Genomic DNA, 22,927 nt, shown 5'->3' on the forward strand with positions numbered 1-22,927 from the left:
ATACCATGTTTGCAGAAAAAAAACTATGAGATTTACATGGTTCTATCTATTTTTTAAATCGCTCCAGTCTAGGCACCATAACAGAGACAAGAACTGCAGAGATAATCATTTCAGCGATAGCATTTGATGAAACAATAGCAGCAAGTAGTGCCTGAATATTGCCTCCGTAAATCGTTGAGAAAAAGACAAAAATTCCTGAAAGAACGAATACGGTATTGGTTAAGGAACCAACTAGCCCTGAGAGTGCTAAACCAATTCGATTATTGAGGCACTTATAAACGAAAAATGGAGTAATACCGATTAAAATACGGGGAACAAGTGCTATGAGAGCAGACGTTAAATTTCCATTTTCGACAAAGGGCGAGAAAAGATAACTAGTAGGTAGTATGATGATACTATTTGTGACAAGACTCATTAGCCCCATTAAAAACCCTAAACTAGCTCCAACTTTGGGACCGTACAAGATGGCAGCGATAATGACCGGAATCTGTACAAGTGTTGGCTTGATAGGGATAGGCCAAATACTAAAAATCATATTACTTAATAGTTGAATAATAAGCATGACAGCGAAGAAAATAGCAATCGTTGCTGTTTGGCGAGCTTTATTTGTTTTCACAGAGTGTCTCCTCAATGGTTTTTATAATAATATCGATATCAGCAAGAGCACCGCGTCCAATATCACCGCAAGCCAGAATGGCTAATTTTGGTTCTATCTCACGATAGCCGTAAGATTTCAACCGTTTGATATTGGCTTGTGTTGCAGGATGATCATACATCTTAGTATTCATAGCAGGTGCAAACAGTTTTGGAGTGGAAGATGGTAAGGCTAAAGCCGTTGAGGTTACCATATTATTTGCCATCCCATTTGCCAATTGAGCAATCGTGTTAGCAGAAGCTGGCGCAAGAATGAACAAATCAGCTTCCTTACCAAGGTCAATATGGTTAATGCGATCGGCTATTTTTTCCTCCATAACATCCAGATGTACAGGATTTTTAGAAAGAACTTGCAAGGTTAAAGGGGTTATAAATGCTGTGGCAGCTTCAGTCATGATGATATGGACCTTATATCCTAATTTCCCCAATTGACTAGTTATATCAGCTGCTTTGTAAGCTGATATGGAACCTGAAACAGCTAATAAAATGGTTTTAGTCATCTTTGGTTACCTCTTTATAGATTAATTGAGCAATTTCCCTTTTAGTGCTAGCTTCTTGAATAATATCATGGCCAACCAGCCAAGCTTGGTGAGCATCAGCAGTAATCTGACTCAAATCATTAGCTACAATCAAGTCTGCCCTATTTTTTCTAAGACTCTCACGCGCAACCGATACTAACTCTTCCTTAGAAACATCGACTAATAGCTTAAAACCAATCAACTGAATAGATGGATTCCACTGTTTAACCTGCGAAATCAGTTTGGGTGTTTTTTTTAAGAATAACACCTGATAATCAGATTTTGAAGAAATCTTGGTTTCAGTATTGTTTTTTTCTAACAGTTGATCAACATTAGATGTCTGCTTCAATTCTTCTAGGTCAGTCATATAAACTGGCGTATAATCAGATACAGCCATGGCATGGATTAACACATGATGTTTAGGCACCAAGCTTTCTAAAGCTTTCTGTAAACTAGTAACAGAAGAAATGAGGTTAAGTGATAAATGAGGATGGCTATCGGGCTTTAAGGCCTGCTTTGTTGTCACCAAGGTTACTTCGTGACCTTGATTTAGAAACGTTTCGGCAACGACTTTCCCCAATCTTCCAGTTGAATGATTGGTAATGCCACGAACAGAATCGATAGCTTCAGTTGTTCCACCAGATGTAATCAAAATTTTCATAAGCATATTGTACTAAAAAAGCCTTAATTGGTAAACTTTTTGCTTAGTTCACAAAAGATAATGTGTTGAGTTCTTCAATAACTTGATGTATCATAGATAAAGTTAGAAATCGAGAAAAGGAGTCAACTAGTGTCCAAGTCTTTAGAGTTGCTCAGCCCCCTGAAGCTAAATGTGTTTGGTCTTTATGAAGATCCCAGTAAACAAACAGTCCAACCTTTTGCTTGGGCAGACACTTTCTTACGTTACATTAGTCAGCAACCTGACAGTATGATCCTGCACTTTTGGCCAATGGAAAACATTGTCATTTTGGGAATGCTTGATCGACAAGTCCCCCATTTTGAAGATGGTTTGCAAGTTATTAAAACTCTTGGGTATCAACCGATTATTCGAAACATTGGTGGGCTAGGAGTGATTTCAGATGATGGTGTTTTGAATTTTTCATTGATTTTACCCAATGCCAATCAATTATCTATAAACGATGCCTATCTGCTTATGGTAGAGTTAATTCGTGATATGTTTAGTGATTTTGAAGCGATTATTGAACATTTTGAAGTGCCACAATCCTATTGTCCCGGAACTTTTGATTTGAGCATTATGGGAAAAAAATTTGCGGGGATTGCTCAAAGACGCATTAAAGATGCCGTCGTTATTTCGATTTACCTCAGTGTCTACGGAGACCAGGAATTTCGTGGTCATTTGGTGAAATCCTTCTATGAAAGTGGGATTCAAGAAGAGCAGACTACTGTGAAATATCCTGATATTGATCCAGAGTGTATGGCTAATCTCTCAGACCTACTTGATACTTCATTTACGATTGAGGATATTCAAAACAGGGCTATTCAAAGTCTTGAAAAATTAGGCATGATCAAACATCAACTGCATTTAAATCAAGACTTGATGACAACTTATGAAAAATATTTAAAGCAACATTTAAATCGTAACATAAGCACTTTAAGCTGATTTTTAACCTAAATCTTGTTATAATAATATCATTTGAAAGAATAAAAAGAGGCAAGGAGAACTCATGACAAAAGTAGCAAATTCATTACTCATTACAAAAGAAGAAGATCTTTACAGAATTAGTATGACTCCAGAATTACAAGAGGTTCTTGGAGACATTGCCTACATTGACTTTACAGAAGAAGACGCCGTAGAGGTGGATGATAGCCTATTAAATCTTGAAAGCTCAAAAGCTGTGATGGAGCTAGCAAGTCCTCTAGCAGGGACGATTGTTTCTCGCAATGAGGAGGCTGGTGCTAATCCTGATTTATTAAATCAAACGGATGCCTCTAAAAATTGGATTGTCACTTTATCAAATGTTGACGAGGCTGCTTACGAGGCTTTAGAAGATCCTAAAAATTAAGGGAACAGAGATTTCCATCTGTTTCCTTTTTTAATCCAACATAAAAGCGAACGTTTTTCGTTCAAAACATTAACAACATGCATATTATTGATTCGCTGTGATATAATGCCATTATTAACCAGAAAGGGTGTCTCATGAAATCTGATATTGAAATTGCTCAAAGTATTGAACTGAAACCAATTGCGGAAATTGCTGAAAAAGTTGGTATTAGCCCTGATGATATGGAACTGTATGGCAAATACAAGGCGAAATTATCGTTTGACAAAATCAGGGAAGTCCAATCAGATGAACTTGGAAAATTGATCTTGGTGACAGCTATTAACCCTACACCAGCAGGTGAGGGAAAATCAACTATGTCTATTGGTCTTGCAGATGCCCTCAATAAGATTGGTAAACAGACGATGATTGCTCTACGTGAGCCCTCACTTGGTCCGGTTATGGGGATTAAAGGTGGTGCAGCTGGTGGCGGTTATGCGCAAGTTCTTCCTATGGAAGACATCAATCTACATTTTACAGGTGATATGCACGCTATTACAACAGCTAATAACGCCTTATCTGCGCTTTTGGATAACCATCTCCAACAAGGTAATCCCCTTCAGATTGACCAACGTCGTGTTATCTGGAAGCGTGTGGTAGACCTTAATGATCGTGCACTCCGTCAAGTCATTGTTGGTTTGGGGAGCCCAGTTAATGGTATTCCTCGAGAAGATGGTTTTGATATTACTGTTGCCTCAGAAATCATGGCTATTCTCTGCCTAGCGACCGATCTCAAAGACCTCAAAAAACGTCTTTCTAACATTGTGGTAGCTTATGACATCAACCGTAAGCCTGTTTATGTGCGTGACCTCAACATCGAAGGGGCCTTGACGCTCATTTTAAAAGATGCCCTGAAACCAAACCTGGTACAAACCATTTATGGAACACCAGCCTTGGTTCATGGAGGACCATTTGCCAATATTGCTCATGGTTGTAACTCAGTTTTAGCCACAACAACAGCTTTACATTTGGCAGACTATACCGTGACGGAAGCTGGCTTTGGAGCAGACTTGGGGGCTGAAAAATTCCTTGATATTAAGACACCAAATCTTCCTAAATCACCAGATGCCGTTGTTATCGTAGCCACTCTTCGTGCGCTAAAAATGCACGGAGGAGTTGCTAAGTCTGATTTATTGGAAGAAAACGTTGAAGCCGTCCGTGCGGGCTTTGAAAATCTAAAACGACACGTTGAAAACATTCGTCAATACGGCATCCCTGCTATTGTAGCTATCAACGCATTTGTAGCAGATACAGAGGCTGAAGTCACTGCTTTAAAAGAGCTCTGCCACGATCTTAACGTGCCAGTTGAATTGGCAAGTGTTTGGGCTGACGGAGCCGATGGTGGCGTTGAACTGGCTAAAACCCTTGTTGAAACAATTGACAAAGGAGAAGCCAATTACCAACGTCTTTACAACGACGAGGATAACTTGGAAGAAAAAGCTCGTAAAATTGTGACTAAGGTCTACGGAGGAACATCAGTACAATTTGGACCAAAAGCCAAAGCGCAACTCAAACAGTTTGCTGAATTTGGCTGGGATAAACTGCCAATCTGTATGGCTAAAACCCAATACTCTTTCTCAGATAATCCCGCTTTAGTTGGCGCGCCAGAGGGCTTTGACATTACTATTCGTGAATTCGTTCCCAAAACAGGGGCAGGCTTTATTGTTGCTTTGACAGGTGATGTCATGACTATGCCTGGCTTACCTAAACAACCAGCTGCGCTGAATATGGATGTCTTAGAAGATGGAACTGCAATCGGTTTATTCTAATCAAAAAGGAACCTATCTAAAAAGACTGATATGGCATATCTTCAAATCTTTCTAAAAATAGAAGTCGTAAAGACACAAGATCTGAATGCTGTGAATGACACGTTTGATCATTTTGATGGTGTCATCTTTTGCTCCATAATAACCTAGAAAGGTTGATATGCTCCCCTTCTACTGACTTGCAAACGCCAACAGTCACTAGAAACAATAAAAGAGGTTTTTGTATATCTCAGAAACGTCTGCAATTGCTAGACAAACACTCGAGAAGTGTCATCACATCATTAAAAGAATCCCTTTCTTGAGATGTGGCACAGGATGACTCCTCTGTTTCTTCTTTCTTCACTGCCTCATCGGCAGGAAGGAGTACCTTTTACTATCTGCGCTGGGATGACATAACATTTTTTGAGAGTTTTCATTAATATATTAGGACGGAGCTAGCTATGTCTATAAAAATCATTGAAACCAAACGTTTAGTTTTGAGACCTTTTACCCTTGAAGACACAGAGTCTATGTTTCATCACTGGGCTAGTCATCAAGATAATGTCACATACGTTACTTGGCCAGCACACGACAATCAAGAAATCACTAGGAAGATAATATCTTCTTGGATAAAAGAGGAACGTGCTGGATACCATCATTGGGCCATTGTCGAAAAAGACCATCAGACACTGATAGGAAGCATTTCTATTGTGGATCACAACGAAGATACTCAAACAGCTGAAATTGGTTATATTTTAGGTAAAGAATACTGGGGTGCTGGCTTTATGACAGAAGCCCTGAAAGCTGTGATTGCAAGCTTGTTTGAAAAAACGAGCATCAATCGTATTCAAGCGGTATTTGATACGGAAAATCCAGCTTCAGGAAAAGTTATGGCTAAAGCAGGTATGATCTATGAGGGGACACTGCGCCAAGCCTCTATCAATAATAGAGGCCTAGTTGACATTGCTATCTTTGCTATTTTAAAATCAGATTATCTAAAGGAAAAGACAGATGATCATTAGACGTGCGAAAAGTTCTGATGCTGAAGAACTCTTGAACATTTATGCTCCTTATGTAGAGAAAACGGCTATTACCTTCGAGTATACTGTTCCAAGTGTATCCGAATTTAAACATCGCATCCACCAGACTTTGACGAGTTTTCCTTATTTGGTCTTCCAAGAAGATGAAGCGATTTTAGGTTATGCCTATGCCAGCTCTTATAAGGATCGCGCAGCCTATGATTGGGCTTGTGAAGTGTCTATTTATGTTGCAGAAAAAGCGCGTGGTAAGCAGATCGGAACAAGGTTGTATGATGCCTTAGAAAACGAATTAGAAAAAATGGGAATAAAAACCGTTTTAGCTTGTATCACTTATCCTAATGAGGTCAGCATTGGTTTTCATCAAGATCGTGGTTATGAAAAAGTAGGTCATTTTACCAAAATGGGCTATAAATTTGAACGGTGGCACGATATCGTCTGGATGCAAAAACGTTTGGAGGACTAAGATTGGCAAAGCTTTATGAGTATCAATCAAAGATTTATTCTGCTGCACAAAAAGGTGGTGCCTATACCATTTTTCCTTATAATATTCGCACAGAATTCGGTAAGGGACGCGTGAAAGTTCATGTGACTTTTGATGGACATCCTTATGACGGATCTATTGTCAACATGGGCGTCAAAGATGACCAAGGTGACATTGCTTATATTATTGGTATTCGCAAGGACATTCAAAAAGCTATTGATAAAACAATAGGTGATACGGTGACAATAACCGTTCAGGAAAGAGATTAACTCGTTACTAAGGGGTGCAGTTTTCTGAAATATTCCCTTTTAGAAAAAGTGAAAAAGTAATCAATTTAAAATCTCTTTTTGCCTATTTTTCTGCTATAATATTTTATAATTAATTCTAGATTGAGAGGAAAGAAACATTTACGAAAAAGAAAAAATCATAACCTTATTAGATCGTGGTAAACGAGGTTTTTTACGAGGAATCTTTAGTCGGACAACAGTTATTGCTATCTTGCTAATTTTACAGATTCTTTTTTTTGTTGCTTCATATCGTTGGTTCCAAACTTATAAGGTTCAATTTGAGATTTTTGAAATCATTTTATCTATTGTGACAGTTTTGTATCTTATCAATAGTGATATGGATTCAACAGCCGTTATCACTTGGTTGTTGATTTTGGTGCCTTTCCCACTGATCGGTAGTTTATTCTTGCTTTACACTAAACGCGATTTTGGCTTTAAAGCTATGAAAGCGGGAATTCAACGGACAATTGATGCGACCCAACCCTACCTTATCCAAGACGCAGAAGCCGTTTTGGAGTTGAAAAATCGCCATTCTAGCAACTATAATCTCATTTCGTATTTAGAACATTCGAGCGGTCACTTTCCAGTTTATCGCCAAACCGATGTGACCTATTTTGCCTCTGGAGAAGAAAAGTTTACAGCCCTCAAAGAAGAACTCCGCAAAGCTAAAAAATATATTTTCCTCGAATACTTTATCATCGGTGAAGGCCTGATGTGGGGGGAAATACTAGCCATTCTTGAACAGAAAGCAGCAGAAGGAGTTGAAGTTCGTGTCATGTATGATGGAATGATTGAATTTTCAACACTAAGTTTTGATTATACTAAACGTTTAGAAAAAATCGGTATCAAAGCCAAATCGTTTGCACCACTTTCCCCATTTATTTCAACATATTATAACTACCGTGACCATCGTAAAATTTTAGTCATTGACGGTAAGGTAGCTTTCACGGGTGGAATCAATCTATCAGATGAATACATCAATCACGTTGAACGCTTTGGCCATTGGAAAGACACAGCAATCATGCTAAAAGGTCGTGCGGTAGATACCTTTACTATCTTGTTCTTACAGATGTGGAATATCGATCAAGACGACGTTGAAGTTGAACCTTATCTTGCCTTACACGAGCACCGTCATAATAATGGGTTTATCGTGCCTTACGGAGATTCACCTTTAGATGATGACAAAATCGGTGAGAATGTCTACATTGATATTTTAAACCAGGCTAGAGACTACGTTCATATCATGACCCCTTACTTAATACTTGACGGTGAACTAGCTCATGCTTTAAAGTTTGCTGCCCAACGTGGTGTTGATGTGAAAATCATCATGCCAGGTATTGCAGATAAGAAGATTGCCAATGCCCTTGCTAAAACCTACTATGCTTCTTTGATCAAGGCAGGCGTCAAAATCTACGAGTACACCCCTGGTTTTATCCACGCTAAAGTGTTTGTCAGCGATCGCTACAAGGCAGTTGTAGGAACGATTAATTTAGACTATCGCAGTCTTTACCATCATTTTGAATGTGCCACTTACATGTATCAAGTATCATGTATTCCTCAAATCGAGAATGACTTCCAAGCGACACTGCTTCAAAGTCATCTGGTTAGCTTAGAAGAGGTTCAGGATCGACCATTCATCACAAAAGCTGTCGGTACATTAGCCAAAACAATAGCCCCATTGATGTAGATTCAAAATAGTGGGTGTTGTCATATCACTCAAGGGCCTGAGAGCTATACAGATCTTTAAACAGTTTAAAAAGTTCTGTATAGCTCTCTTTTTGATATAATAAAAGATAGTTTATCTGTTAAAGGAGAAGCCATGGCTAAACGTCGTTCTGGTAAGAGACTCCCCATCACGCGACTCTTGCCTAAAAACCACTCGAGTATTGGTCGAGCTATATTCAGCCGAGGGGCTATTATTCTTTTGGCTATTTTATTAGAACTTATCTTCATAGGACTTGGATTTTTATGGTTTAATCGATTGTCTTTAAGAGTTGTTTATCTAGAACATCTTGTCGGGGCTTTAGTGGTTATTTATCTGTTCAACAGTAAAATGGATGCTGTTTCTAAGAATACGTGGCTTATGCTAATGATGCTTTTTCCTATCTTCGGGTCTCTCTTTTTTCTTTACACTAAAACAGACATTGGTGTTAGAGATTTAAAACGTAAAGTGATCCAGTATACAGATGAAGCAGCTAAGCATCTCAATCAAGACACTGAATTGCTCACAACCATTAAAGACAATCATCCCCATACCTATCAATTAGTGACTTATCTCAATAAAAGTCCTGGCCATTTTCCAACCTACGAAGGTAGCCGTATAACCTATTATGCTTTAGGAGATGATTTCTTCCCAGCTTTTAAAGAAGCCCTATTAAAAGCCCAATCTTATATTTTTTTAGAATACTTCATTATTGAAGAAGGCATCATGTGGGGAGAGATTCTGACCATTCTAGAACAAAAAGTTAATGAGGGTGTTGAGGTTCGAGTCCTCTATGATGGTATGATTGAATTAAGTACACTTAGCCACGACTACGCAGATCGAATGAAAGCCTTAGGGATTGACGCGCGTGCTTTTGCTCCAATACGACCATTTTTATCCACTTATTATAACTATCGTGACCATCGTAAAATCACTGTTATTGATGGACAAGTGGCCTTTACAGGAGGCGTTAACTTAGCCGATGAGTACATCAATCAAATTGATCGATTTGGTCGATGGAAGGATAATGCTATTAAAATCGAAGGGCAGGCTGTGCAGACCTTTAAAGCACTCTTTTTAACCATGTGGTCGACAACGAGCGATGAAGATGATTTTGGAAACTTTCTGTTGGATTCCCCTTTGAGTGTTGAGTCTCCTGGTTATGTTGCCCCCTATGGAAATTCTCCAATGAATTACCACCATATTGCTGAAAATGTCTATATTGATATTTTAAATAATGCGAAAGACTACGTTCACATCATGACACCATACCTTGTGATTGATAGTGAGATGATGCATGCTCTTACCTTTGCCGCTGAACGAGGAGTAGAAGTGTCCCTTATCATGCCTGGTATCCCTGATAAGCCTTACGCCTTTATTTTGGGTGAGACCTATTTTAAAGAATTGCTTGATGCCGGCGTTTCTATTTACCGTTATTCTCCTGGATTTGTTCATTCTAAACTCTTTGTTAGCGATGATATCAAAGCCACTGTCGGAACAATTAATCTAGACTATCGGAGCTTGTACCACCATTTTGAGTGTGGTGTCTACATGTATCGTTCTGAAGCTGTTAAGGACGTTGAAAAAGATTTTCAGGAAACGTTAACCAAGTGCCAACGTGTAAATTACCTTAGTCTAAAAGCAAGACCACCTTTACGAAAAATCAGTGGTTATTTACTCAAAACAATAGCACCCCTCTTGTAATATGACACCTTTCATGGTAAGATATGTAGTATGCGATGAGTCGATTGTGGTTTTAACCACTATTGCGCTGGGAGGTCATTAAGGCAGGAAGCCGACCTTGGTAAGTTGTGTGAACCTTCTTACCTCACTATTAAGTGCCCTAGTCCTCTGTCTATAGACAGGGGATTTTTTATTTTCCAAATATTGCAATTTAACTGAAAAATAGTATAATGAAAACTAAGAAATTTTTAGAAAATTAGGACGATAGTTTTCTAAAAGAGAAAAAGAGGTTTACTATGGGATATACAGTTGCAGTCGTCGGTGCCACAGGTGCTGTCGGTACACAGATGATCAAGATGTTAGAAGAATCAACGCTGCCAATCGATAAGATTCTTTACCTCTCGTCTAATCGTTCAGCAGGTACGATACTACCATTCAGGGGACAAAATGTAACTGTCGAATTGACTACCGAAGAGTCTTTTGATGGTGTAGATATTGCACTCTTTTCTGCTGGAGGCTCAACATCTGCTAAGTTTGCGCCATACGCTGTCAAAGCAGGAGCTGTGGTCGTTGATAATACGTCGTATTTTAGACAACACTCTGAGGTTCCTTTAGTGGTTCCAGAAGTCAACGCCCACGCTATGAAGAACCACAAGGGTATTATTGCTTGTCCAAATTGCTCAACTATTCAAATGATGGTTGCTCTTGAGCCTATCCGTCAAAAGTGGGGCCTAAATCGCATCATCGTTTCAACCTATCAAGCTGTTTCAGGAGCAGGGCAATCAGCTATCAATGAAACTGAGAATCAACTACGTCAAGTTTTAAACGATGGTATTGACCCTAAAGATGTGACGGCTACGGTCCTTCCTTCTGGTGGTGATAACAAACATTACCCCATTGCTTTTAATGCACTTCCGCAAATCGATGTTTTCACAGATAATGATTACACCTACGAAGAAATGAAAATGACAATGGAAACTAAGAAAATCATGGAAGATGATACGATTGCAGTTTCAGCAACTTGTGTCCGTATCCCAGTTCTTTCAGCCCATTCTGAGTCAGTCTATATCGAAACAAAAGAAGTAGCAGCCATTGATCAGGTAAAAGAAGCTATCGCCGCCTTTCCTGGTGCTGTTTTAGAAGATGATGTAGCTCACCAAATTTACCCTCAAGCTGTCAATGCGGTTGGCAGTCGTGATACCTTTGTCGGGCGGATTCGTAAAGATTTAGATCAAGAAAATGGTATTCATATGTGGGTTGTTTCCGATAATCTTCTCAAAGGCGCTGCTTGGAATTCTGTCCAAATCGCTGAAACACTGCACAAAGAAGGACTCGTGCGTGCAACTAATGACCTTACATTTGAATTGAAATAAGCACCAGTTCTCATTTGGGCAACCTAGCTATTTAGTGATAAGATATTATCTAAATACTCACCCCCTTAGCCACTATTGAGATAATATCTAGTTTTAAGCTTCCTATGTTAAAGAGAGGGAAAATATGTCAATTGAACAATTGCGAAACGCCAAAATCATCACCGCAATGGTGACACCATTCAAAGAAGATGGTTCGATTCACTATGATGCTCTACCAAAATTAATAGAACACTTACTTGAACATCATACAGAAGGTCTGTTATTAGCCGGAACAACAGCCGAAAGCCCAACCTTAACACATGAAGAAGAGTTAGACTTATTCGCAGCTGTTCAAAAAATTGTCAATGGGCGTGTCCCCTTGATTGCTGGTATTGGGACCAACGACACCCGTGATTCTGTTGAATTTGCTAAAGAAGTGGCAGAATTTGGCGGCTTCGCTGCAGGTTTAGCGATTGTTCCATACTACAATAAGCCTACCCAAGAGGGACTCTATCAACATTTTACAGCGATTGCAGATGCCAGTAACTTGCCAATTATCATTTACAATATCCCAGGTCGTGTCGTTGTCACGCTGGAGCCTGAAACCATGTTACGTCTTGCTCAACATCCCAATATCATCGGTGTTAAAGAGTGCACAAGCCTTGAAAACATTGCCTATCTCGTTGAGCAGTCACCAGAAGATTTCCTAATATATACTGGTGAAGATGGCGAAGCTTTCCATGCCTTAGCTCTAGGAGCAGATGGAGTTATTTCTGTCGCATCTCACACCAATGGCGATGAGATGTATGAGATGCTAGACGCACTTGAGCGAGGTAATCTTAAAAAAGCAGCCCAAATGCAACGTCACTTTATTCCAAAAGTCAATGCTTTGTTCTCGGTTTCCAGTCCAGCGCCAGTCAAAGCCGTCCTAAATCACCAAGGATTTGAAGTAGGACCATTACGTTTGCCGCTAGTTTCTTGTACCAACCAACAAGCCAACGACATTATTCAAGTTGTTTTAAGCCAAGAACCATCACAACCTATTAGAGGCGTGTTAAGACCAACCGAGTACTAGGGGATTAATAGAGCGCTAGCATTGAGCAGCTTACCTCTACGTCGACGGTTCTCATTAAAAAGTAGAGAATAGTCGAGTAAATGGCTACCTCTCAAATAAACAGCAACTTACTAAAAGTTTAGGTTATAATCTTGGCAATGCTCTAAAAAGTCACTCAGATGTTTGCCTTTACTGTTCGAAAGAAGAACGCCTGTAAAGTAATATCCTTTATCATAAACAAAGAACCTACCATGTTAATAGTCATTAAAAGTAGCTAAGTATTGATCGCAATATGAAACAAAAACGTACAATCATGGTAGCTATTGTTTTGGCATGTTTACTAAATTTCCATCAGTGCTTCAAGAACAGTATCGCCATTAAGCAATACTGTTCTCGAGGCACTTTTTATTCAGATGTGGTTTCAGTTCATTATGCTTAGATTCAAATGACAGTACTATATAGTATTTTGAATTAAGGTTGGTACATCATCGCTTTCGTCTTGCCCTACTCAAGTGCTGCCCGTATCTCAGTTCTTTGTCTCAAAGTTAATTCATTCAACTATAACATCACAAAATCAACTTCTGTCAAACTGGAAATTTTAGATTGGACACACCCTTTTCTAAATGACAGAGGGGTGGAGATTAAGAGTTTAATGTTGATTGACTCACTTTTCTGAGCAGTTTCTTTTTTAAATCAAACTAAAAAGGTTGAAGAAAGTTATCCAATATGGATGTTTCTTCAACCTTTTTATTATGGTTTAGTTTTTTGAAGCTTCTTGGAATTCAGGGTTTTTCCAAGCTTCTGTAATGATAGCTTTAAGCTCGTCGGCAGAAGCTTTCATTTTTTGTTGTTCAGCATCATTCAATGGAATGTTAATTGGACGTACAATACCGTGTGCACCGATGACGGCTGGTTGACCGATGAAGACATCTTCAACACCTGGGTATTGACCTTCTTGGAACACTGAAAGTGGTAGTACTGCATTTTCATCATCAAGAATAGCTTTTGTAATACGAGCAAGTGCTACAGCAATACCGTAAAATGTTGCGCCTTTTTTGTTGATGATTGAGTAAGCAGCGTCACGAACACCTTCAAAAAGTTCAACCAATTCAGCTTCATCAACGTTGCGAACATCTTTAAGGAAGTTTTCAAGGTTAACACCAGCAACGTTAGCATGTGACCAAACTGCAAATTCAGAGTCACCGTGTTCACCCATGATATAAGCGTGAACTGAACGAGCATCAAGGTCAAGTTTTTCAGCAAGTGCTTGACGGAAACGAGCTGAGTCAAGTGAAGTACCTGATCCGATAACACGTTCTTTAGGGAAGCCAGAGAATTTCCATGTTGAGTAGGTTAGGACATCAACTGGGTTAGCAGCTACAAGGAAGATACCGTTAAATCCTGATTCAACAACTTGGGTAACGATTGATTTGTTGATTGCAAGGTTTTTACCAACAAGGTCGAGGCGAGTTTCACCTGGTTTTTGTGGTGCACCTGCAGTGATAACTACGAGATCAGCATCAGCACAGTCTGAGTATTGAGCTGCGTAGATTTTTTTAGGTGATGTGAAGGCAAGAGCGTGGCTGAGGTCTTCCGCATCTCCAACAGCTTTATCGAATAATTGTGGGATCTCAATGATACCAAGCTCTTGTGCGATACCTTGGTTAACAAGTGAGAAAGCGTAAGATGAACCTACGGCACCATCGCCGACAAGGATAACTTTTTTATGTTGTTTAGTTGCAGTCATTATCTAAACATCTCCTTAATTTTTTTGGGGCGTCTCCCCATACAATTGTATTTTATCATTTTAGGTGATTGATGTCACGTATTTCTTAAGCATTCTAAGAAAATAGATGAAATATTTCTTGATAAGTTGCTTCGAATTTCTGAAAATATAGTGAAAACTATAATTAACAAACTTTCTAATAACAAGTAAAGTGTCTATGATTCACGAAAATTATGGTATAATAGTAGAGATAAAGACTTATAGAAAGAGATGAAAATGGAAGATAAAAATCTTATTAGTGTCAATCTGACTAGCGAGATGAAAACTAGCTTCATTGACTATGCCATGAGTGTTATCGTGGCGCGTGCCCTTCCAGATGTTAGAGATGGTTTAAAGCCTGTTCATCGTCGTATCCTTTATGGAATGAACGAACTAGGCGTTACACCGGATAAACCACATAAAAAATCAGCTCGTATCACTGGTGATGTCATGGGTAAATACCATCCTCACGGTGATAGTTCTATTTATGATGCCATGGTGCGTATGGCACAGTGGTGGTCATACCGCTATATGCTTGTTGATGGCCATGGTAACTTCGGTTCTATGGATGGTGACGGCGCAGCCGCTCAACGTTATACCGAGGCACGTATGAGCAAAATTGCTCTTGAAATGCTTAGGGACATCAATAAAAATACAGTTGATTTTCAGGACAACTATGATGGCAGTGAGCGTGAGCCATTAGTATTGCCAGCTCGCTTTCCCAATCTGTTAGTTAATGGGGCAACAGGTATCGCTGTGGGAATGGCGACCAATATTCCTCCTCATAATTTAGGAGAAACGATTGATGCTGTTAAATTGGTCATGGATAATCCCGATGTCACGACACGTGATCTTATGGAAGTTCTTCCTGGTCCTGACTTCCCAACAGGTGCTATGGTTATGGGAAAATCAGGTATTCATCGTGCCTACGATACTGGTAAAGGATCCATTGTTCTTCGTTCCAAAACAGAGATTGAAGTCACTAAGACTGGGCGTGAACGCATTGTGGTCACCGAGTTTCCATACATGGTCAATAAAACCAAGGTTCATGAACATATTGTTAAACTAGCTCAAGAAAAGCGTATCGAAGGCATCACAGCTGTCCGTGATGAATCAAGCCGTGAAGGGGTACGCTTTATCATTGAAGTGAAACGAGATGCTTCAGCCAATGTTATCTTGAATAACCTCTTTAAAATGACTAGCTTACAAACTAATTTTAGTTTTAACATGTTGGCCATTGAAAAAGGAGTTCCTAAGATTTTGACACTCCGCCAAATCTTAGATAACTACATTGCTCACCAAAAAGAAGTCATTGTTAGACGTACTGAATTCGACAAGGCCAGGGCTGAAAGCCGTGCTCATATCTTAGAAGGTTTGCTGATTGCGCTTGATCATTTGGATGAAGTCATTGCTATTATCCGTAATAGTCAAACTGACAGCGAAGCCCAAGCTGAATTGATGGCTCGATTTGAATTAAGTGAACGTCAAAGTCAGGCTATTTTAGACATGCGTCTTCGTCGCTTGACAGGATTGGAACGAGATAAAATCCAATCGGAATACGATGAACTCTTGAAGCTTATTGCTGATTTGGCTGATATTTTAGCTAAACCAGAGCGCGTTATTACTATCATCAAGGAAGAGTTAGACGAGGTTAAACGTAAATTTAACGATGACCGTCGTACAGAATTGATGGTTGGTGAAGTTCTATCTCTTGAAGATGAGGACCTAATTGAAGAGGAAGATGTGCTTATCACACTTTCTAATAAAGGCTATATCAAACGTCTTGCTCAAGACGAATTCCGTGCTCAAAAACGTGGTGGTCGTGGCGTCCAAGGAACTGGGGTTAATGATGACGACTTCGTTAGTCAGTTAGTATCAACCAGCACGCACGATACGATCTTATTCTTTACTAACTTGGGCCGTGTCTATAAACTAAAAGGATATGAAATTCCAGAATATGGTCGTACTGCCAAGGGTCTACCTGTTGTCAATCTCTTGAAGCTAGACGATGGTGAGTTTATTCAAACCATGATCAATGCTCGTAAGGATGATATCAAGGATCATTATTTCTTCTTTACAACCTATGCTGGTATCGTCAAACGCGTTTCCACTTCCGAATTTGACAACATTCGTCAAAATGGTCTCAAAGCTCTAACACTTAAAGACAATGACCAATTAATCAATGTTCAGGTAACAACTGGTCATGATGATATTATCATTGGGACAACAGCTGGCTATTCTGTTCGTTTCAATGAGTCGGTTGTTCGTAGTATGGGACGTTCCGCAGCTGGTGTCCGAGGAGTAAAACTTCGTGATGAGGATTATGTTGTAGGTGCTTCAACCATTACTGATGAGCAAGAAGTACTTGTTATTACCGAAAAAGGATACGGCAAACGGACATCTGCTCAAGAATACCCAACCAAGGGACGTGGTGGTAAAGGTATCAAAACAGCTAATATCACTGATAAAAATGGGGCTTTATCCGGTCTTGTTACTGTCTCTGGTGACGAAGATGTCATGTTAATCACCAATAAAGGGGTTGTCATCCGCACTAATGTTTCGAACATTTCTCAAACTGGGCGTTCAACAATGGGCGTTCGACTCATGCGTCTTGAAAAAACATCAACATTAGTAACTTTTGCATTAGTCGATGCCGAAAATGTTGAAGAAACAGCTGAAACCTTAGAAACAGAGGATTAAGATGACTCAAAAAAAGAAACATAAACTAGGTGGTTTCCTAAGAAATCTAATCGTTATCCTACTTATGCTTGTAGGGATTGCTTTAATTTTTAATAAATCAATTCGTAATACTGTTATTGCTTGGAATACTAACAAATATCAAGTTGAACATGTAAGTCGAAAAACGATTAAAAAGAATCAAAAGGCAGAAACTAGCTATGATTTTGATGGTGTAGACTCCATCAGTACCGAGTCAGTCTTATCTGCCCAAATGAATGCTCAACAGCTACCAGTTATTGGAGGCATTGCCATTCCTGAGGTAGGCATCAACTTACCCATTTTCAAAGGTCTGGGCAATACCGAATTAACTTATGGTGCTGGAACGATGAAAGAAAATCAAGTCATGGGGGGCAAGAATAACTATGCGCTTGCCAGTCACCATGTCTTTGGAATGACCGGCTCATCTAATATGCTTTTTTCACCACTTGATCGTGCTAAAAATGGCATGAAGATTTACTTAACAGATAAAGAAAAGGTCTACACCTACAAGATTACTAATGTACATGTTGTAGCGCCTACAGAAGTGGCTGTGATAGATGACCATGCTGGAAAAAGTGAATTAACCCTTGTAACTTGTACAGATGCTGAAGCCACGGAACGCACGATCGTTAATGCTGTTCTTGAAGGAGAAACAAGTTACGGTGATGCTTCTGATGACATTCATAAAGCCTTTAACACGTCTTATAATCAGATTGTGCTCTAAGGTTATTCAAAAAGAACTTTGTTACGACAAGGTTCTTTTTGTTATATAATTGATGCTAATGCTATTTTTTTGAAATCTTATTTTAAGATTAACATGCTATAATGATGATAGCAATTGCTCCTTAACTAATTAACACCATTAACTAGTCAAGGAGCCCATGGAGGAAAGTATGTCTATCAAAAAACACTTAACAAAAGCTGGGATTATCCTTGCTTCACTCTCTTTTTCAGGTAGTGTTCTGGCTGACAGTCAGGTGCAGAATGTCATCGACGAAAGTTATGTGCAACCTGATTATGTCCTTGGTTACTCTTTATCAGACTCTCAAAAACAAGAAACACTTCGTTTGTTGAACTACCAAGAAGGAAAAGATACGGATTTAAAAACCTTGAACACAAGTAGCTACGCCAAAATCATGGACGTTGCTGATGATCCTAGTTTACAACTTTATTCATCTGTTAAAATTAAGAAATTAGGGGCTTCTAAAACTTTAAATGTTAATATTGTAACTCCAGAGAATATTACTAAGGTCACTGAAGACATGTATCGAAATGCTGCCGTTACCTTAGGCATCCAACATGCAGACATTGAAATAGCAGCCCCAATCCCAGTAACGGGAGAGTCAGCTTTAGCAGGCATCTATTATTCCCTAGAAAAAAATGGTGCTCAGGTGCCTGATGAAAGTAAGGATTTGGCACAAGAAGAATTAAACGCTTTATCAGATATTAATCAGGAAAATCAAGGAAAAGAAGGCTTCGACGCTGATAAACTTAATGTTGCTCTGACTGATATCAAAGCAGCAATCGCGCAATCAGGAAAAAATCTAACCAAGGAAGATGTTCAAAAGATTGTTGAAGATACTTTGGACAATTATAATCTTAAATCCAGTATGACTGAGAATCAGATTAATTTAATTGTTAATTTCGCAGTTAACTTATCTAACAGTGGTGTCATCAGCAACGGTGATTTTGTTAAGACCTTATCAGATTTGAAAGATAGTATTATTTCTAAGGCTAATGGCAATTTTAAAGGTATCGATGTTAATTTTGATGCCAATAAAGCGATTGAACAAGGAAAAGGCATTTGGCAACAAATCGTTGATTTCTTTAAAAAATTAATTGGATAAGCAGATCACATCAGGAAGTTGTTGAACAATTTTCTGATGTTTTTATTTTTTTGAAAATTACTTTGATTTCTATTTCTAAATGTCCTATAATGGCAATTACAACTTATCAGAACTATCTGATAATGCTGTAAGAAGCTCGTCTATGGCTGAAAATGTTAATTGGAAAAATTGTTTTAAAGCAATTGGACCTGGTATTTTGTTGCTACCGCTATGGATTAGCGGTTCACCTATCGTATCACCAACCCAAGCAGGTGCTAAATACGGCTGGCAACTGGTGATTGTTATTTTACTAGTCAATTTATTCAAATACCCTTTCTTTCATTTTGGCTCACAATATATCTTGCAAAATAATGAAAGTTTGATTGAGTACTATTCTAAAACAGGAAGAGATCCAAGGTTATAGGGTTAGTTTAACTAGCAAAGAAGCACAGCGGATGTTTGACTTCAAGGAGCCATTTTATGGACAAGAAACGGTGACGCAGTTCATTCAAGGTCCCGCAAGCTTATCGCTATCAGGTTTGTTAGAACCCTTGATTGAGATCGAGTTGGTTTTCGTGCTAAGGCATATTTATCTATTGACGACTCACCAGAAGACCTTCTTGAAAAATGAACTATCGCTCTTGGTATTGAAGTACCAGATGCATGCTTTAAAAACTGGTTTCCTAAACTCAATAAGTATCTGGTTGTTTCTGATTATGCCGTAGATGGCCGAATCATCTATGGACAAGAACAGGATGTCAAAGGCAACTTTACTGTTGAAGAGTTAGCCAATAGCTTAGGTATTTTAAGCAGAAATGAGCAAAAAATTGATCGAGAAACCTCGGTAGAGGTACTAGGAAATCCTTTAAAATCTGTTACTTGGTTGATCAAAAAACTAGCTAGTCATGGAAAAATTTTCAAGAAAGGACAACAAGTATCAAGTGACACCCTTATTATTCCACCACATTTAGAAAAAAGGATTTATCGTGTTGGTTATGGTCGTGGGGTTGATTCTTTGGAGTTAAGAGGTGACTAGTAGCCCAAAGATAGATTAGAGAGTTCTGGTCTCAAAAAGTCGACAGGCTCTCTCGAACATGAAAATATCTAGTAATTGACCTTTACATCTTTAAACAAAAAGAAAAATGATTGAAAAAATGGTTCAAAATAAACTTTTTCTTCAATCTGTGATCAGAGATATTTCAGAGAAGTTCTGGTCTATTTACTTTTTACAAAAGCTTTTGATTGACTTTAGTTCTCATGGGAACTATAATAGATTTCAAATAGTTTTTATGAGAACTATTTGAAATTCAGTTAGTAAAGGAAGTTCACTATGTTTCTAGCTTTAAATGAAATCAAACACGCTAAATTGAGGTACGGTCTTATATTAGGTCTACTTTTTCTAATCGCCTATCTCATGTTTTTTCTGACAGGATTAGCCTTTGGATTGATGCAGGATAATCGTTCTGCTGTCGATAAATGGCAGGCTAACACCATCTTTTTAAATAAAGAGTCCAACGATCTTTTATCCGCGTCTAATATCCCAGCTGACACAGCAGATAAGGTCAAAGCAGACGATATAGCCCCCCTAAGTCAAACGGCCAGTTCAGCATGGACCAAGGAAAATCCCAAAGATGATGATAAAGAAAAAGTTTCACTCTTCGGGATTGAAAGATCTAGCTTTTTAGCACCAAATATTACTGAAGGTCGTCTCTTCAAAAATGATAAGGAAGTAGTCGTTGATCAATCACTAGCCCAAGATGAAGAGTTTAAGATTGGGCAAACCTTACATGTGGCAAGTAGTGACCATACTTTAAAAATCGTAGGTTACACTGACAATGCTATGTTCAGTGTAGCACCGGTACTTTATATGAATCAAAAAGCTTTTAATCAAGTGAAGTTTGGCAAAGATAGTTCTGACGGTCCGATCAATGCACTCGTCGTCAAAGGAGATGTTTCTCAATATCCCAAAGACTTAAAAAAATTAGCCATAGCCGACTTTATCAAAAAATTGCCTGGTTATAATGCTCAAAATCTAACCTTCGGTTTTATGATTGGTTTTTTGATTATCATTGCTTCAGTGGTTATCGGAATCTTTATGTATGTTTTAACCATTCAAAAAGCACCAGTTTTCGGTGTCATGAAGGTTCAAGGGATTTCTAACGGCTATATTGGTAGAGCGGTGATGTCACAAACTGTCTTGTTGAGTATTATCGGGACAGTATTGGGTCTGCTTGGAACATGGCTCAGTTCTCTTATTTTACCAGCTGCAGTTCCTTTTCAGAGCAATTGGCTGTTATATGGTGCCATCGGTCTAGCCTTAGTGCTATTTGCGCTATTAGGCACCTTATTCTCTGTCAGATCTGTATCGAAAATTGATCCTCTTGTTGCCATTAGTTAGAAAGGAAGAGTATGTCAGTATTAACCTTAAAAGGAGTCACCAAGTCTTTTAAAGATGGCTCTAAAACCATAACTGCATTAAAAGAAACAAACATTCAAGTAGAAGCTGGAGAATTTGTTGCTATTATTGGGCCATCTGGCTCTGGAAAATCAACGTTTTTGACCATATCAGGCGGTCTGCAAACACCAAGTAGCGGTGATGTGTTGATTAATAACCATTCTTATTCAGGATTATCTGAAAAAAAACGTTCTAAGAGACGCTTTCAAGATATTGGATTTATTTTACAGGCTTCTAATTTAGTTCCCTTTTTAACCGTTAAACAGCACCTGCAATTGGTTGATCAGATTAATAAGTCAACCCGTCGTGGGGTAGCAGAGGACCTCTTAGAAGACTTGGGTATTTCTCAGCTAGCCGATAAATTGCCTGAAGAACTCTCAGGAGGAGAACGCCAACGCGTGGCTATTGCACGCGCCTTGTACAACGACCCAGCCTTGATCTTAGCCGATGAGCCGACTGCGAGTTTGGACACAGAGCGAGCATATGACGTGGTCAAGTTATTAGCTAAAGAAAGTAAAGAAAAAAATAAAGCTATTATTATGGTAACCCATGATAAGCGTATGATTACGGAATGTGATAAGGTTTATGAGATGCAAGATGGCGTTTTACGAGATGTTAGTGATGCGCATTAAGAAGTGGTTTGACGCCACTTTTTTGAACTGTTTTAAATATAACGTTTGCATAAAAGCAGTTGGCTTTCACAACGTATCCTAGTATCGATAAGACCATACGAAGCAGGCTTATCGATAAGAATGAGGTTTCGCTAAGTATAATCAAGTCAACCTGCCCTGATAAAGTAGTAGGTAATATCCATTAGCTGCTTTATGCTCAAAATTCGCTTTGAGCAGTGTTAGCCACTTAAAAAAAGATATGGAAAAGGCTTTCAAAAAAAGTTAGACAATTCACATGCCCTGTGATATAATTTAGTCATAGAAAGTTTTGGAGGATTTTTTTATGAAAAAGAAATTGGTTTACGGAACATTACTGTTTGGTTCGTTATTAACACTTGCTGCTTGTGGAAGTGATACAGCAAAAGACGCTTCAAAAACAGCTAATACTGCTAAATCTGAAGTAAGTAAAAAAGCTAAAGATACTAAAAAAGCAGTCAATGAAGCTACTTCAGCTGACCTCAAAGATGGTACTTACAAAGCTGAATCAGACTATGATTCACGCGGTTGGAAAGTTGTTCACACGATCACAGTAAAAGATGGTAAAATTACAGAATCAGACTTTGGTTATGAAAATAAAGATGGCATGAAAAAGGCTGATGATGAAGAATACAATAAAAACATGAAAGCCAAATCTGGTGTTTCTTCTAAAGAAGCTACAGAGCAGTTGAACAAAGAACTTGTTGAAAAACAAAATGTTGATGAAGTGGAAGTTGTTTCAGGTGCAACACACACATCAAGTAACTTCGAACTATCAACTAAAGAATTGCTCAAAGCAGCAGAAGAAGGGAATACTGAAACAGTAACAATCGAATTGCCAGCAGAGTAATTGACACAAAAGTCATATCAGTTAGAGTGAGACAAGTCTTCATTTCGGTAAGAAAGACCTTGTTTCACTCTTTTTCTTGTGATATCTTAC

Annotated in this window: 21 protein-coding genes and 1 pseudogene; 18 read left to right on the forward strand and 4 right to left on the reverse strand. The window is 38.7% G+C overall.

Going from position 1 to position 22,927, the window contains the following annotated elements:
* Positions 1 to 46: 46 nt before the first annotated feature.
* The 3 genes from A2G56_RS02465 to A2G56_RS02475 are packed head-to-tail and all read right to left on the reverse strand — an operon-like array spanning position 47 to position 1,833.
* Entirely contained in the window at positions 47 to 616 is a 570-nt protein-coding gene (locus A2G56_RS02465) for an ECF transporter S component (RefSeq protein WP_082785092.1), read from the reverse strand.
* Entirely contained in the window at positions 603 to 1,154 is a 552-nt protein-coding gene (coaC, locus tag A2G56_RS02470) for a phosphopantothenoylcysteine decarboxylase (protein ID WP_062708554.1), read from the reverse strand. The genes A2G56_RS02465 and coaC overlap by 14 nt, the downstream gene beginning before the upstream one ends.
* Positions 1,147 to 1,833 carry a phosphopantothenate--cysteine ligase gene (locus tag A2G56_RS02475; RefSeq protein WP_172793779.1) on the reverse strand — a complete coding sequence of 229 codons (687 nt, stop codon included), beginning with the start codon at positions 1,831 to 1,833 and terminating at the stop codon, positions 1,147 to 1,149. The genes coaC and A2G56_RS02475 overlap by 8 nt, the downstream gene beginning before the upstream one ends.
* A gap of 129 nt (positions 1,834 to 1,962) precedes the next feature.
* On the opposite strand from A2G56_RS02475, the gene A2G56_RS02480 reads away from it, so the two are divergent.
* From A2G56_RS02480 to dapA, 10 genes are all read left to right on the forward strand, one after another.
* Positions 1,963 to 2,793: a lipoate--protein ligase family protein gene (locus A2G56_RS02480; protein ID WP_082785093.1), complete on the forward strand. Its 831-nt coding sequence runs from the start codon at positions 1,963 to 1,965 to the stop codon at positions 2,791 to 2,793.
* 64 nt (positions 2,794 to 2,857) lie between these two features.
* Positions 2,858 to 3,196 (forward strand): glycine cleavage system H family protein, encoded by a 339-nt coding sequence (locus tag A2G56_RS02485; protein ID WP_062708560.1) that lies wholly within the window; start codon positions 2,858 to 2,860, stop codon positions 3,194 to 3,196.
* A 134-nt stretch (positions 3,197 to 3,330) separates the two neighbouring features.
* On the forward strand, positions 3,331 to 5,001 hold the full coding sequence (locus A2G56_RS02490; protein ID WP_062708563.1) for a formate--tetrahydrofolate ligase: 1,671 nt from the start codon (positions 3,331 to 3,333) through the stop codon (positions 4,999 to 5,001).
* A gap of 437 nt (positions 5,002 to 5,438) precedes the next feature.
* A complete protein-coding gene (locus A2G56_RS02495) occupies positions 5,439 to 5,999 on the forward strand; it encodes a GNAT family N-acetyltransferase (protein WP_062708566.1) in 561 nt (186 codons plus the stop codon).
* A complete protein-coding gene (locus A2G56_RS02500) occupies positions 5,989 to 6,480 on the forward strand; it encodes a GNAT family N-acetyltransferase (protein WP_062708569.1) in 492 nt (163 codons plus the stop codon). The genes A2G56_RS02495 and A2G56_RS02500 overlap by 11 nt, the downstream gene beginning before the upstream one ends.
* Before the next feature lie 2 nt (positions 6,481 to 6,482).
* Complete coding sequence (locus A2G56_RS02505; protein WP_062708572.1) at positions 6,483 to 6,767, forward strand: DUF1905 domain-containing protein; 285 nt, start codon at positions 6,483 to 6,485, stop codon at positions 6,765 to 6,767.
* Positions 6,768 to 6,903: 136 nt separating this feature from the next.
* Positions 6,904 to 8,472, forward strand: coding sequence for a cardiolipin synthase (cls, locus tag A2G56_RS02510; RefSeq protein ID WP_082785094.1), 1,569 nt, complete (start codon positions 6,904 to 6,906; stop codon positions 8,470 to 8,472).
* A 132-nt stretch (positions 8,473 to 8,604) separates the two neighbouring features.
* Positions 8,605 to 10,191: a cardiolipin synthase gene (gene cls / locus A2G56_RS02515; protein WP_062708578.1), complete on the forward strand. Its 1,587-nt coding sequence runs from the start codon at positions 8,605 to 8,607 to the stop codon at positions 10,189 to 10,191.
* A 275-nt stretch (positions 10,192 to 10,466) separates the two neighbouring features.
* Positions 10,467 to 11,543 carry an aspartate-semialdehyde dehydrogenase gene (locus A2G56_RS02520; RefSeq protein ID WP_062708581.1) on the forward strand — a complete coding sequence of 359 codons (1,077 nt, stop codon included), beginning with the start codon at positions 10,467 to 10,469 and terminating at the stop codon, positions 11,541 to 11,543.
* Between the two features lie 124 nt (positions 11,544 to 11,667).
* Positions 11,668 to 12,597: a 4-hydroxy-tetrahydrodipicolinate synthase gene (gene dapA / locus A2G56_RS02525; protein WP_062708584.1), complete on the forward strand. Its 930-nt coding sequence runs from the start codon at positions 11,668 to 11,670 to the stop codon at positions 12,595 to 12,597.
* 736 nt (positions 12,598 to 13,333) lie between these two features.
* Here dapA and A2G56_RS02530 read toward each other — a convergent pair.
* Complete coding sequence (locus A2G56_RS02530) at positions 13,334 to 14,323, reverse strand: L-lactate dehydrogenase (RefSeq protein WP_062708586.1); 990 nt, start codon at positions 14,321 to 14,323, stop codon at positions 13,334 to 13,336.
* 255 nt (positions 14,324 to 14,578) lie between these two features.
* Between A2G56_RS02530 and gyrA the strand changes: the two genes are divergently transcribed.
* The 8 genes and pseudogenes from gyrA (at position 14,579) to A2G56_RS02570 (ending at position 22,837) form a co-directional block, all read left to right on the forward strand.
* The gene (gyrA, locus tag A2G56_RS02535) at positions 14,579 to 17,041 is read left to right on the forward strand and encodes a DNA gyrase subunit A (RefSeq protein WP_062708589.1); all 2,463 of its coding nucleotides are present in this window, start codon (positions 14,579 to 14,581) and stop codon (positions 17,039 to 17,041) included.
* Between the two features lies 1 nt (position 17,042).
* On the forward strand, positions 17,043 to 17,783 hold the full coding sequence (locus A2G56_RS02540; protein WP_062708592.1) for a class A sortase: 741 nt from the start codon (positions 17,043 to 17,045) through the stop codon (positions 17,781 to 17,783).
* A 169-nt stretch (positions 17,784 to 17,952) separates the two neighbouring features.
* Positions 17,953 to 18,906: a DUF1002 domain-containing protein gene (locus A2G56_RS02545; protein ID WP_062712385.1), complete on the forward strand. Its 954-nt coding sequence runs from the start codon at positions 17,953 to 17,955 to the stop codon at positions 18,904 to 18,906.
* Between the two features lie 142 nt (positions 18,907 to 19,048).
* Positions 19,049 to 19,294: pseudogene (locus A2G56_RS02550) on the forward strand (divalent metal cation transporter); the annotation flags it as partial.
* Complete coding sequence (locus tag A2G56_RS10740; RefSeq protein ID WP_172793776.1) at positions 19,269 to 19,610, forward strand: hypothetical protein; 342 nt, start codon at positions 19,269 to 19,271, stop codon at positions 19,608 to 19,610. The pseudogene A2G56_RS02550 and the gene A2G56_RS10740, both read left to right, overlap by 26 nt.
* Positions 19,611 to 20,215: 605 nt before the next feature.
* Entirely contained in the window at positions 20,216 to 21,283 is a 1,068-nt protein-coding gene (locus A2G56_RS02560; RefSeq protein WP_062708599.1) for an ABC transporter permease, read from the forward strand.
* 11 nt (positions 21,284 to 21,294) lie between these two features.
* Positions 21,295 to 21,972: an ABC transporter ATP-binding protein gene (locus A2G56_RS02565; protein WP_062708602.1), complete on the forward strand. Its 678-nt coding sequence runs from the start codon at positions 21,295 to 21,297 to the stop codon at positions 21,970 to 21,972.
* Between the two features lie 322 nt (positions 21,973 to 22,294).
* Positions 22,295 to 22,837 carry an FMN-binding protein gene (locus A2G56_RS02570; RefSeq protein ID WP_062708604.1) on the forward strand — a complete coding sequence of 181 codons (543 nt, stop codon included), beginning with the start codon at positions 22,295 to 22,297 and terminating at the stop codon, positions 22,835 to 22,837.
* Positions 22,838 to 22,927 lie beyond the last annotated feature (90 nt).

The organism is Streptococcus halotolerans (assembly GCF_001598035.1).
In the GTDB taxonomy this organism is placed as follows: domain Bacteria; phylum Bacillota; class Bacilli; order Lactobacillales; family Streptococcaceae; genus Streptococcus; species Streptococcus halotolerans.